Below are 12,082 nucleotides of genomic sequence, written 5' to 3'. Positions count from 1 at the left end.
CCGATTCGGCTCGGCCGGATGGGGATGCCGCGCTAACCCTTGATCTCCTGCCAGGCGGTCGTCCAGTCGGAGTAGTCGGTGCACTTCACATCGGTGCGGCCGTCGAGGCAGTCCTCAATGGGAGTGGACCAGTACCAGATCTGCGCCGCGTACTCCTCGTCGCCGGCGTGGGAGATCTCGCACTGGTCGGGGCTCACCGTGAAGTCGCAGGGGCTCTGGTTGCCGCCCAGCCCGGAGCACCCGTCGCGGCCGTAGTCACTTACTTCGGAGATTGTCGCAACACGCCGCCCAGACCGGCGTTTCCCCAAAAATCTCCGTAATACCGTGAGGACGGATGCGGGTGGCGCGCCCCATCACGGATGCCCGAAGCAGGCCCCGCAGCGAGCACCACTCCTCCTCCGCAATATGAGTTTGATCGGGTTATCCACAGGGCGCTGACGGTCGCCGACCTGGGGCATTGAATGTCAGTGGGTACCCGTAACGTCTCCCTCATGAAGCCCATATATAGCGAGCAGTCCGAGACCCGGTGGAGCTTCGTGCCCCTGCCCGGCAGAACCCTGCAGTGGACCTCACCGACCGGGCGCACCCTCCTCAGCGAACCGGCCACGAACATCCGTGCACCGGAAAAAGGGCCGAATCGGAGCCGGCCGTGCGGCAGGCGCACACGAAGCAACCGGCGCCGTTCTGAGCGGAATTGCGGCCACCTCAAGCACGGCGGCTCGGGAGCAGCGTTAGGCGATCGAGGTTCCGAAGAGAAGACCCAGCAGATAGGTGACGCCGGCGGCACCGAAACCGATGATGAGCTGACGGATGGCGCGCCGCCAGGGCGGCCCGCCCGAGAGCAGCCCGACGATGGCGCCAGTGGCCAGCAGGGCGAGCCCCACGAGCACGGCTGCCGCGATGACCGCGGTGATCCCGTCGAGGCCGAACAGATACGGCAGCACCGGCAGGATCGCCCCGGAGGCGAAGAAGCAGAAGCTCGACGTGGCCGCTCCGATTCCCGTGCCGATGGCTTCGTGCTCGTCGACCGCCGGAGCCAGGCCGCCGGTCTTCTTGACGTCGACCGGGCCGGTCGCGATGGCCACCGTGCGCAGAACCTCGCGTGCATGGATCTCCGCTTTCTCCGGGGGCATCCCCTGCGCGCGATAGACCAGGGTCAGTTCGTTCGCAGCCAAATCGAGATGGGCCAGCACGTTCCGGGAGGCCGGATTCGGCGTTGAGGCTTCGAGCAGCTCACGCTGGGACCGTACCGAGACATATTCGCCGGCACCCATCGAGAGTGCCCCGGCGAGAAGACCGGCGATACCGGTGAAGAGGATCGTGGCGGCGGGCACTCCGGTGGCGCCGATGCCCAGCACCAGGGCCAGGTTGCTGACGAGGCCGTCGTTGATCCCGAAGACCGCGGCTCTGAACGTGCCAGCCAGCCGCTGCCGGCCGCGAGCGGCCAGCCCACGCACGACCTCCTCGTGGATGCGCTCGTCGGCGGCCATGGTGTCTGTGGCGTCGGCATCGGCGTCATACGGGGAGCGGGCCTCGGCACGTTGGGCGAGGGCAAGCACGAAAACCGATCCGAACCTGCGGGCCAGGAACCCCAGGAAACGGGTGCGGATCGCGCCCCGGTGTGGGGCTCCGACCTGGTCACCGAGAAGGTGCCGCCAGTGCTGTTCGTGGCGCCCCTCGGCGTCGGCCAGAGCCAGCAGGATCTCGCGCTCCTCGCCGCTACGGCGTCCGGCGAGGTCGCGGTACACCGTCGCTTCGGCCCGTTCGTCTGCCAGGTAGCGGCGCCAGCGACGGATGTCCCGCGCGGTGGCCGGGCGCTTCTGCTCCACGATGGTTACGCCTCGGGGGCGGCTTCGAGCGAGCTCTGCGCCACCCGAGCCGACGCGTGCGGGCCAGAACCGTCGAGACCGTAGAAGGGTTCGTCGAATTCCACGATCCATACGGTTTCCCGTCCGGAAACGGGGGCGTACAGGGCCGCGCCCTGGAGTTCTCCGGCCGCCACAATCACGCCGCTCGGGTCTTCGGCGTCGGCGTCCGGATACCGACCACGGTCCAAGCGCACCACGACCTGCGCTCCCACACCGAGGGCACCCGGCTGGGAACCGGGGTACCCGTCGGCGGCAGGTTTGCGCGTGTTCCCGAGGCCCATTACTCGGCCGCTCCGGCACGCTCGAGCACGAGCTCGCGCACGCGCGCGGCATCCGCTTGTCCGCGCATGGCCTTCATAACGGCGCCGATCACGGCTCCGGCCGCCTGAACCTTGCCGTCGCGGATCTTGGCCAGAACATCGGGCTGGGCGACCAGAGCCTCATCGATCGCCGCGATCAGCGCGCCATCGTCCGAGACGACCGCGAGACCGCGGGACTCGACGACCTCGAGCGGAGTGCCCTCGCCGCCGATGACGCCCTCGAGCACCTGCCGGGCCAGGCGGTCGGTGAGCGTTCCGGCCACGACGAGTTCGATCAGTGCGGCGACCTGCGCCGGCTGCACAAGCGAGTCGGCGGACACACCGGAGGCGTTCGCAAGGCGGGCAACCTCGCCGGTCCACCACTTGCGGGCGGCCTGGGCTGCGGCGCCGGCTGCGATGGTTGCCTCGACGACGTCGAGGAGGTCGGAGTTGACGACATCCTGAAATTCGAGGTTGGCGAAGCCCCATTCGGCCTGAAGCCGCTTGCGGCGGGCGGCCGGAGGCTCCGGCAGGGTGACGCGGAGTTCTTCCACCCATTCCCGCGACGGGGCCACGGGAACGAGGTCGGGCTCCGGGAAGTACCGGTAGTCGTCGGCGTCGGACTTGGGCCGGCCGGCCGAAGTGATGCCGGTGTCCTCATGCCAGTGCCGGGTCTCCTGAGTGATGGTTCCACCGGCGTGCAGCAGGGCCGCCTGACGCTGGATCTCGTACCGCACGGCCCGCTCGACCGAACGCAGCGAGTTCACGTTCTTGGTCTCGGTGCGCGTACCGAGCACATTCGAGCCGCGCGGGCGCAGGGACACGTTCGCGTCGCAACGCACGTTGCCCTCTTCCATCCGGGCGTTGGAGACGCCGAGCGCTTTCACGATCTCGCGGATGACGGCAACGTAGGTGCGGCCGATCTCGGGTGAGTCCGCCTCACCGCCCTCGATCATCTGGGTGACGATCTCGACCAGCGGCACTCCGCCGCGGTTGTAGTCGACCAGCGAGTAGTCGGCACCCTGGATGCGACCGGTCGCCCCACCCACGTGGGTGAGCTTGCCGGCGTCGTCCTCCATGTGGGCGCGCTCGATGTCGACCGTGACCAGGCGTCCGCTTTCGAGTTCGATCGTGAGCTGACCGTTGAACGCGATCGGCTCGTCGTACTGCGAAGTCTGGAAGTTCTTCGCGGTGTCCGGATAGAAGTAGTTCTTGCGGGCGAACCGCGAGTATTCCGCGATCTCACAGCCGAGGGCGAGCCCTAAACGGATGCTCGATTCGATGGCCTTCGCGTTCACCTGCGGCAGCCCTCCGGGCAGACCCAGGCAGGTGGGGCAGGTGTTGGTGTTGGCACCCTGGCCGAATTCGTTCGCGCAGCCGCAGAACATCTTTGTTTTGGTGTTGAGCTCGACGTGCACCTCAAAGCCGAGCACCGGCTCGAACAGCTCCAGGGCCTTGTCGTAGTCCATCAGTTCGGCCTTCTTCATCAGACGGCTCCCTCTGTGCTCGTGAACGCTGTGCTTGTGGCTGTGCCGGCGAACATTTCTCTCCGCGCCAGCTCCGGCGCCCGGCTGAGGAGGGTGTGCCCCCAGGATGCTTCGAGCAGCGCCTCGACGGCGGCTCCGAAGTTGTAGAGACGAGCATCCATTTTCGCGGGCGCCATGATCTGAAGGCCGACCGGCAGGCCGTCCTCGGGCGCGAGTCCCATCGGCAGGCTCATGCCGGGGACCCCGGCAAGGTTGGCCGGGATCGTGGTGACGTCGTTGAGGTACATGGCCATCGGGTCGGCCATCTTCTCGCCGAACTTGAACGCGGTGGTCGGCGCACTCGGCGACACCAGCACGTCGACCTTCGAGAAGGCCGCGTCGAAGTCGCGCTGGATCAGCGTGCGCACCTTCTGCGCACTGCCGTAGTAGGCGTCGTAGTAGCCGGCACTGAGGGCGTAGGTGCCGAGAATGATGCGGCGCTTGACCTCGGGGCCGAAGCCCGCGTCGCGCGTGGCCGCCATGACCCGTTCGCTGGTCAGCGGGCCGTCTTCCGGGTTGACCCGGATGCCGAAGCGCACCGAGTCGAAGCGCGCCAGGTTGCTCGACGCTTCCGCCGGGAGGATCAGATAGTAGGCAGCGATCGCATACTCGAAGCTGGGGGCGGAAATCTCGACGATCTCGGCGCCCGCCGCGGAAAGCAACGTGAGGGTCTCGGTGAAGCGCTGCGCAACTCCGGCCTGAAATCCGTCGCCGCTCAGCTCCTTGATCACGCCGACCCGCACCCCCGTGAGCGCCCCGTCGGCGAGGCCGGCGCGTGCGGCGGCCGCCATCGAGGGCCAGGTGTCCGTGAGCGACGTCGAGTCGAGCGGGTCGTGCCCGCCGATCACGTCGTGCAGCAGGGCGGCGTCGAGCACCGTGCGGGTCACCGGGCCGACCTGATCGAGCGAGGATGCGAGAGCGATCGAGCCGTAGCGGGACACACCGCCGTAGGTGGGCTTGACACCGACCGAGCCGGTGACGGCGGCCGGCTGGCGGATCGAGCCGCCGGTGTCGCTGCCGAGCGCCAGCGGCGCCTCGAAGGAGCTGACCGCGGCCGCGGAGCCACCGCCGGAGCCGCCGGGGATCCGGTCGTAGTCCCACGGGTTGTGCGTCGGGCCGTAGGCGGAGAATTCGGTCGACGAGCCCATCGCGAACTCGTCCATGTTGGTCTTGCCGAGCAAAATCAGCCCGGCGTCGCGCACGCGCCTGACCACGGTGGCGTCGTACGGGGGGATCCAGCCCTCGAGGATCTTGGAACCGGCGGTCGAGGGCATGTCGATGGTGGCGAGCACGTCCTTGATGGCGATCGGAACCCCGGCGAGCGGCCCGAGCACCTCGCCGGCGGCACGCCGGGCGTCGACGCGGGCTGCGGCGGCGAGCGCGGCCTCGCCGGCCACGTGGAGGAACGCGTGCACACCGGTGTCGACGGCCGCGATCTGGTCCAGGTGAGCCTGGGTCACCTCGACGGAGCTGATGGACCGTTCGACAAGCAGACCCGAGAGGTCGGCGGCGGACAGCTTGATCACGTTGGTCATGGATTACTCCTCGTCCAGGATTGCGGGCACGCGGAACTTGTCGCCGTCCCGGTCGGGAGCCCCGGAGAGCGCCTGTTCGACCGTGAGCGAGGGGACCACCGTGTCGGCGCGGAAGACATTGGTCAGCGGCATCGGGTGGCTCGTCGCCGGCACATCCGGCGTGGCCACTTCGGCTACCTTCGCGACCGAGTCAACGATCTGACCGAGTTCAGTCGTGAGGCGGGCGATCTCCTCCGAGCTGAGGTCGATCCGGGCAAGGTTGGCCAAATGGGCAACCTGCTCGGCCGTGATTTCAGACATGTTGCTCCGTACGATCGTCGAGGGTGGATTCCCCAATTCTATTCGGAGCCGTCGGTGACAAGATCCGCGTTGCCGGTTCCGATCAACGCCATGTTGTGCAGGGACTCGCTTCCAACGTCGAAGTAGGCGTTGTGGCCGACCGATCCGTTCAGCCAGGAGCCGGTGATCCGATCGGTCCCGCCGGACACGCCGAGGGTATTCGCGCCGTACGACTCCGCACCGGGATCGCTGCCGAAGAAAGCGCTGTTCACGGTCGGGTCCCAGTCGGCGCTGCCCACATAGACACTGCCCGGCGCGACGCTCAGGCTGTCGACGGACTGCACCTGGCTGCCCGGGGACCCCACCAGCACCAGGGCGTCCACCCCGAACGTGCCGCGGGCCAGCGCCGTGAGCGCCACGGTCGACCCGTACGAGTGCGCGAGCACCGAAACGAAGGGCCGACGCGTGCCTCGGTCGGCCGCGATGCCCAGAGCCGACTGCTCCAGGAAGTCGGCGCCGACCTCCGCGAGGCCCGTCCCGCCCACGGTGAACACCGTGGGGGCCTCGTAGCCGATCCAGGCGATCGTGGCGACGCCGGCGGCGCGGATGCCGCCGGTCAGGGCGTGCCCGGACGGCGCCCCCCCGCGCAGCACCGCGATCTGTTCCGTGTACACGGCGTCTGCGGTGTCGGCCCAGTTGACGATCTGCTGCTCGACGGTGTAGTTCATGCCGGGTACCAGATAGGTGACGAATGCGGCGGTGTCCGGGTTGCCGAGGGCGATCGCGGCACGCCCGCCGCCTGCGGGGTCGAGGAGGATCAAGGAACGGCGCGGGGCGCCGTCGGGGGTGCTCAGTGCCGCCTTGACCTGGGTCAGGACGGCGAGTTCTCGGTTGAGCAGCGTGCGCTCGCTGTCGTCGGTCGCGTCGGCCAGCCGCTGGGTGACGTCGGCCAGGCTCTGCGTGAGGTAGCGGGCGTTGGCCCTGCCCCGCTCCCGGAAGGGGACACCCTCCAGGTTGCCCACGAGCTTGGGTGCGGCAGCCAGCAGCGACGACCGCTCGGAGGCGCCGAGTTCCGTCCAGAGGCCGGCCACCGCGGAGGCTGCGGGCGGCGCCGTCAACAGGGCGTCGACCTGGCCGGGGGACTGCTCCACGAACGCGGCCATGTCGGCCACGGAGAGGGTGGACAGCCCGGCCAGCAGGTTGGCTCCGGTCAGTCCCCGCACGGATTCGACGGTGGCGACCGTGGCGGACTTCGGCACGGATGCGATCGGCTGCGCGGACACCCGCGGGTCGCCGGCGCCGGGCCCCGCGACCGAGGTGCCGGTGCGCGCCGACAGGTTCAGCCACAACGGTTCCGCCGCGGCGGGTTCGGCGCCCCGGTTCGGCACCGGCTGGCCCTGGACTGTGGTGCTGAGAGCGTGCGCGCCAGAGGTCTCACTGACTCCATTGAGAGCCAGGGAGAGCGTTAGAACCGCCGCTTCTAACAGCAAACCTGGGCACGTCCCCTCACGAACACCGAGTAGCAAAACAACCCGGCCCCTAACAGACAAGCATTGCGTCTCCAGACTACTGAAACGGATGGTGCGGCCATGCCCCCACAGTGGGTCTGGGAGACCCCCGATCGAGGGTCAATCGCGCCAAAGTTGATACTTGCATAAACCTATATAGGTGTGATCCCATATAAACATGTCATTGAAAATCGCCCTCCTCGGGATCCTGGACCTCGCACCGATGACGGGATACGACCTCAAAAAAAGCATCGAGGCATCCGTCGCCCATTTCTGGTCCGCCGACCAATCCCAGATCTACCGCACGCTGGCGGCACTGGTCGCCGACGGTCTCGCCGACGTCGAGGTCATTCCGCAGGGGGGACGCCCCGACCGGCGCGAGCACCACATCACCTCGGCCGGCCGGGCGGCCCTGGGCGACTGGCTGCGGGCGCCGCTGGAACCCGAAACCTCGCACGACGCGTTCCTGATGCGGCTGTTCTTCGTCGGCACCCTGGGGGTGCCGGCTACCCGGGCACTGCTGCGGGCGCGGCGCGGCCAGGCCACCGCGATGCTGGCCGCACTGCGTTCCGTCGCCGAGCAGGAGCAGGCCCACCGCGAGCCCGACGATCGTGCCCCGGACGACCTCGGACGCAGGCTGCGCTTCGCAACGCTGCGGAACGGAATCCTCCACGCCGAGGCGGAACTCGCGTGGCTGGTCGAGACGAAGGAGGCCCTCGGATGAGCCGTCCCCGCCAGCGCCTGAAATTCCGCTATCCCCTGCAGCACGGCGTTGACACCACGGGGACCGACACGATCATGTTCCTGCACGGCGGCAGCGTCGCGTCGTGGTCCTGGAGACCGCAGGTGGAGGGAATGCCAGACCGGCATCTGCTCACCCCCGACCTGCCCGGTTTCGGCGACCGGGCCGGAGAGGACTGGCTTTCCCTCGGTCAGACCGCCGACGATGTGGCCGGCATCATCGCCGCTCACGCGCGCGGCGGCCGGGCCCATCTGGTGGGGCTGTCCCTGGGCGGCCTCGTGGCCACGCACGTCATGGCCCGGCACCCGGGACTGCTGCACTCGTGCCTGGTGTCCGGCGTGCCGCTCACCGGGGTGCACGGCACGGCCCGGTTCCTGAGCACGATGCAACTGCGGCTCTGGGACCGCCCCTGGTACTGGCGGGCCCAGGCGAAGGCTTTCGGCTTGCCCGCTGACGCGGTCGACCTGTTTGTGGAGCACGGTCTGAGCCTCCGAACCGACAACGCCCGGCGCGTCTTCGCCGAGGTGAACCGCGGCGGCGTCCCGGAGAGGCTGCAGGACTACCGCGGCCCCCTGCTGGCGGTGGCGGGCGAACGGGAGTCCCGCCTCGTCCGGGACAGCTTTCCCGCGCTGCTCGCCCATTTGCCGCAGACTCGCGCCTGGACCGCACCCGGCATGCACCATGTCTGGAGCATCGAGGATGTGGACCTGTTCACCCGGATGGTGCTCGGTTGGGTCGACGCGTCAGAGGTGCCGGGTGAGAAGAGCCGTTGAATCAAACCGGGTCAGTGTCGGCGTCGGCGTCGGCGTCGGCGTCGGCCGTCGTCTCGGCCAGGGACTCCGGGCCGCTCGTGACCAGCAGGTGGAATTCTGCGGCGTCGAGGATCCGCAGGCCGAGCGCCTCCGCCTTGGCCAGCTTCGACCCCGCGCCCGGACCGGCGGCCACGAAGTCGGTATTCTTCGACACGCTCCCGGCGGATTTGCCCCCGGCGGAAATGATCGCCTCCTGCGCCTCTTCCCGGGTGTAGCCCTCGATCGAGCCGGTGGCCACCACCGTGAGCCCGGCCAGCACTCCCCCGGCCGCCGCAGCGGCTCCCGGACCGGGGTGTTCCGATATGCGGAACTGAACGCCGGCCACCGTCCACTGCTCCACGATGCCCTGGTGCCAGTCCACCTCGAACCACGCGATGATGGCGTCGGCGATGATGCCGCCCACCCCGTCGACCTCGGCGAGCTCCTCGCGGGACGCGGCCCGGATCAGCTCGAGAGAACCGAAGTGGCCGGCCAGGGCGCGCGCCGCCACCGGCCCGACGTGACGGATGTTGAGGGCCACCAGAAGCCGCCACAGCGGCTTGGTCTTCGCCAGCTCGATCTCGCGCAGGAGCTTCTGCGCACTCGACGACGGCTGCGGTCCCTCGACGCCCTTCTTCTTCTCGGCGGCCGTGGGGTTGCGCCGGAACGGTGTGCGCAGCCGCACGGAGCCGTCATCCTCTTCCTTGGCCAGCCCGGTCTCGGCGTCCCGCACGATGACCTCGATCGGCAGCAGGTCGTCGAGGGTGAGGTCGAACAGGCCGGCCTCGGTGGGCAGGGGCGGCTCCACCGGACGGGTGGGCTGGGTGAGAGCGGCGGCGGCCACCTCGCCGAGCACCTCGATGTCGAGGGCGCCGCGGGAGCCGATGTGCTCGACCCGGCCGCGCACCTGAGCCGGGCAGCTGCGCGCGTTCGGGCAGCGGAGGTCGATGTCGCCCTCCTTGGCCGGGGCGAGCGGCGTGCCGCACTCCGGGCAGTTCACCGGCATGACGAAGGCTCGCTCGGTGCCGTCGCGCAGCTCGACCACCGGGCCGAGCACCTCGGGGATGACGTCGCCGGCCTTGCGCAGCACGACGATGTCGCCGATCAGGATGCCCTTGGCTTGGACCACGTCCTGGTTGTGCAGGGTGGCCTGGCGCACCTCGGAACCGGCGACCCGCACCTTCTTCATGACGGCGAACGGCGTGGCCCGGCCGGTCCGGCCGACGCTGACGACGATGTCGAGCAGCCTGGTGTTGACCTGCTCGGGCGGGTACTTGTAGGCGATCGCCCAGCGCGGCGCCCGGCTGGTGGCACCGAGTTCGGCGTGCAGGGCCAGCTCGTCGACCTTGATCACGATGCCGTCGATCTCGTGGTCGACGCTGGCGCGGTGCTCGCCGTAGTACGCGACGAAGTCCGCCGCGAGAGCCGCGGAGGGTTCCACCCGGTAGTAGCTGCTGGTAGGCAGACCCCAGCCCTGCAACAGCTCGTAGACCCCGGATTGGGACGCGACCGGCGGGGTGGACCACGCGCCGATGCCGTGCACCAGCATCCGGAGCCGGCCGAGCCTGGCCCGCATCAGGCGCAGCGGTTCCGCGGCCTTACCCTCGGCCTTCTGGCGCAGGGAGCCGGCCGCCGCGTTGCGCGGATTCGCGAAGACGCGTTCGCCGGCGGCGACCTGCTGCGCGTTGAGCTCGAGGAATTCGGCGACCGGGAAGAACACCTCACCGCGCACTTCCATCAGGGGCGGATGCCCGGTGCCCCGCAGTTTTCTCGGAATGCCGGGCACCAAGGCGACGTTCTCACTGACGTCCTCGCCGACCACCCCGTCGCCGCGGGTGGCGGCGCTGACCAGCACCCCCTGCTCGTAGCGCAGGTTGATCGCGAGTCCGTCGATTTTGAGCTCGCAGAGGTAGTGCACGGGTCGCCCGGCGTCCCGTTCGACCTTCGCGGCCCAGAGGCCGAATTCGTCGAGCGAGAAGACGTTGTCGAGGCTGAGCATGCGTTCGGCATGCTGCACCGGATCGAACAGGCTGGTCTCGGCGCGGCCGCCCACGGTCTGGGTGGGGCTGTCCTGACTGGCCAGCTCGGGGAATTCCCGCTCGAGCTCGGCGAGGCGGTGCACCAACGCGTCGTATTCCGCGTCGGTGATGACGGCCTCGTTGCGGTCGTAGTACGCGTCCCGGGCTTCCAGGATGCGCTGGGTCAGGTCGGAGACCTCGGCCGCGGCGACGTGCAGGGGCGCGTCTGCCGCCGGGTCGGGCGCCGGGCTATGCATCGACGGCGACCACACTGACGGCACTAACCGTGCGATCGATGGTGCACTGCCCGAGCACGCGGGTGCCGAGGTAGACGACGGCGGTCTGCCCGGGCGCGACGCCGGTGAGCGGCTCGGCCGGGATGATCACGAGCTCGGTGGTGGCGCCGCTCCCGCGGCTCGCGCTGGTCTCGGCGGACGAGCCGGCCTTGAGCGGAACGACCTGGGCCACGGCGGGAACCGGGTCGGCGTGGGCGCGGATCTGCACGTCGCAGTCGAAGGCGATCTCCGGGTGCGCGGGGGCCACGCCGCACCAGGTGAACTTCGTGCCGGCGATCTTCTTGATCGCGAGCGCCTCTTTCGGCCCGACGATGACGGTGTTGGAGATCGGGCGCACCTCGAGCACGAACCGGGGCTTGCCGTCGGCGGCCGGGGTGCCGATCTGCAGCCCCTTGCGCTGCCCGACGGTGAACGCGGCCGCCCCGTCGTGCGTGCCGAGGGTGTTGCCGTCCCGGTCGAGGATGTCCCCGGTCGCCGGCGGCACGCGCTCGGCCAGCCAGCCTCGGGTGTCGCCGTCGGGGATGAAGCAGATGTCGTAGGAGTCGGGCTTGTTCGCCACCGAGAAACCGCGCGCCGCGGCCTCCGCTCGCACCTCGGCCTTGGACGGCGTCGCGCCGAGCGGGAACATCGAGTGCGCCAGTTGGTCCTGGGTGAGCACGCCGAGCACATAGGACTGGTCCTTGGCCCAGGCGCTGGCGCGGTGCAGCTCGCGGTTGCCGTCGGCATCCGTCACGATCGTGGCGTAGTGACCGGTGGCGACGGCATCGAAGCCCAGGTCGAGGGCCTTTTCGAGCAGGGCGGCGAACTTGATGCGCTCGTTGCAGCGCATGCAGGGGTTCGGGGTGCGGCCAGCGGCGTATTCGGCGATGAAGTCGTCGACCACGTCGAGCTTGAACCGCTCGGAGAAGTCCCAGACGTAGTACGGGATGCCGATGATGTTGGCCGCCCGCTGGGCATCCATCGAGTCCTCGACCGTGCAGCAGCCGCGGCTGCCGGTGCGCAGGGTTCCGGGCATCCGGCTGAGGGCCAGGTGCACCCCGACCACCTCGTGTCCCGCCTCGACCATGCGGGCTGCGGCGACGGCGGAGTCCACCCCACCGCTCATTGCTGCCAAAACCTTCACTTGACGAGTGTAATCGGGTGAGCGCCCCCGCGCAGCCCTCGCGCAGCCCCCGCGCAGCCCTCGCGCAGCCCTCGCGCAGCTCCCGCGCAACGAAACG

General features: G+C 69.3%; 11 protein-coding genes. 2 read left to right on the top strand and 9 right to left on the bottom strand.

What is annotated here, in order from left to right; translation table 11 throughout:
- Positions 1 to 32: 32 nt before the first annotated feature.
- From E3O47_RS07825 to E3O47_RS07795, 7 genes are all read right to left on the bottom strand, one after another.
- Complete coding sequence (locus tag E3O47_RS07825) at positions 33 to 197, bottom strand: hypothetical protein (protein ID WP_198411617.1); 165 nt, start codon at positions 195 to 197, stop codon at positions 33 to 35.
- A gap of 534 nt (positions 198 to 731) precedes the next feature.
- Complete coding sequence (locus E3O47_RS07820; protein ID WP_233191537.1) at positions 732 to 1,829, bottom strand: VIT1/CCC1 transporter family protein; 1,098 nt, start codon at positions 1,827 to 1,829, stop codon at positions 732 to 734.
- A gap of 5 nt (positions 1,830 to 1,834) precedes the next feature.
- Positions 1,835 to 2,149, bottom strand: a complete 315-nt coding sequence (locus E3O47_RS07815; RefSeq protein WP_134420115.1) for a hypothetical protein — start codon at positions 2,147 to 2,149, stop codon at positions 1,835 to 1,837.
- Complete coding sequence (gene gatB / locus E3O47_RS07810) at positions 2,149 to 3,654, bottom strand: Asp-tRNA(Asn)/Glu-tRNA(Gln) amidotransferase subunit GatB (protein ID WP_134420113.1); 1,506 nt, start codon at positions 3,652 to 3,654, stop codon at positions 2,149 to 2,151. The genes E3O47_RS07815 and gatB overlap by 1 nt, the downstream gene beginning before the upstream one ends.
- Complete coding sequence (gene gatA, locus E3O47_RS07805) at positions 3,654 to 5,228, bottom strand: Asp-tRNA(Asn)/Glu-tRNA(Gln) amidotransferase subunit GatA (RefSeq protein WP_134420111.1); 1,575 nt, start codon at positions 5,226 to 5,228, stop codon at positions 3,654 to 3,656. Before gatA ends, gatB begins: the two co-directional genes overlap by 1 nt.
- 3 nt (positions 5,229 to 5,231) lie before the next feature.
- A complete protein-coding gene (gene gatC / locus E3O47_RS07800; protein ID WP_166784587.1) occupies positions 5,232 to 5,528 on the bottom strand; it encodes an Asp-tRNA(Asn)/Glu-tRNA(Gln) amidotransferase subunit GatC in 297 nt (98 codons plus the stop codon).
- Positions 5,529 to 5,566: 38 nt separating this feature from the next.
- Positions 5,567 to 6,895, bottom strand: a complete 1,329-nt coding sequence (locus E3O47_RS07795; RefSeq protein WP_134420109.1) for an alpha/beta hydrolase — start codon at positions 6,893 to 6,895, stop codon at positions 5,567 to 5,569.
- A gap of 298 nt (positions 6,896 to 7,193) precedes the next feature.
- On the opposite strand from E3O47_RS07795, the gene E3O47_RS07790 reads away from it, so the two are divergent.
- Positions 7,194 to 7,739 (top strand): PadR family transcriptional regulator, encoded by a 546-nt coding sequence (locus E3O47_RS07790; RefSeq protein WP_134420107.1) that lies wholly within the window; start codon positions 7,194 to 7,196, stop codon positions 7,737 to 7,739.
- On the top strand, positions 7,736 to 8,530 hold the full coding sequence (locus E3O47_RS07785; protein ID WP_134420105.1) for an alpha/beta hydrolase: 795 nt from the start codon (positions 7,736 to 7,738) through the stop codon (positions 8,528 to 8,530). Before E3O47_RS07790 ends, E3O47_RS07785 begins: the two co-directional genes overlap by 4 nt.
- A 1-nt stretch (position 8,531) precedes the next feature.
- Here E3O47_RS07785 and ligA read toward each other — a convergent pair whose 3' ends face one another.
- Both ligA and mnmA read right to left on the bottom strand, forming a co-directional pair.
- Positions 8,532 to 10,823, bottom strand: a complete 2,292-nt coding sequence (gene ligA, locus E3O47_RS07780; protein WP_134420103.1) for an NAD-dependent DNA ligase LigA — start codon at positions 10,821 to 10,823, stop codon at positions 8,532 to 8,534.
- Positions 10,816 to 11,985 (bottom strand): tRNA 2-thiouridine(34) synthase MnmA, encoded by a 1,170-nt coding sequence (mnmA, locus tag E3O47_RS07775; RefSeq protein WP_174722141.1) that lies wholly within the window; start codon positions 11,983 to 11,985, stop codon positions 10,816 to 10,818. The genes ligA and mnmA overlap by 8 nt, the downstream gene beginning before the upstream one ends.
- Between the last annotated feature and the right edge of the window lie 97 nt (positions 11,986 to 12,082).

This window comes from Cryobacterium sp. TMT2-17-1 (assembly GCF_004402765.1).
Lineage (GTDB): Bacteria > Actinomycetota > Actinomycetes > Actinomycetales > Microbacteriaceae > Cryobacterium > Cryobacterium sandaracinum.
This window is presented reverse-complemented; position numbering and strand designations above follow the sequence as displayed.

Coding starts and splice junctions, on each gene's coding strand:
- gatC (WP_166784587.1), bottom strand. CDS start 5,528: ATGTCTGAAATCACGGCCGAGCAGGTTGCCCATTTGGCCAACCTTGCC.
- gatA (WP_134420111.1), bottom strand. CDS start 5,228: ATGACCAACGTGATCAAGCTGTCCGCCGCCGACCTCTCGGGTCTGCTT.
- gatB (WP_134420113.1), bottom strand. CDS start 3,654: ATGAAGAAGGCCGAACTGATGGACTACGACAAGGCCCTGGAGCTGTTC.
- E3O47_RS07790 (WP_134420107.1), top strand. CDS start 7,194: ATGTCATTGAAAATCGCCCTCCTCGGGATCCTGGACCTCGCACCGATG.
- ligA (WP_134420103.1), bottom strand. CDS start 10,823: ATGCATAGCCCGGCGCCCGACCCGGCGGCAGACGCGCCCCTGCACGTC.
- E3O47_RS07815 (WP_134420115.1), bottom strand. CDS start 2,149: ATGGGCCTCGGGAACACGCGCAAACCTGCCGCCGACGGGTACCCCGGT.
- E3O47_RS07785 (WP_134420105.1), top strand. CDS start 7,736: ATGAGCCGTCCCCGCCAGCGCCTGAAATTCCGCTATCCCCTGCAGCAC.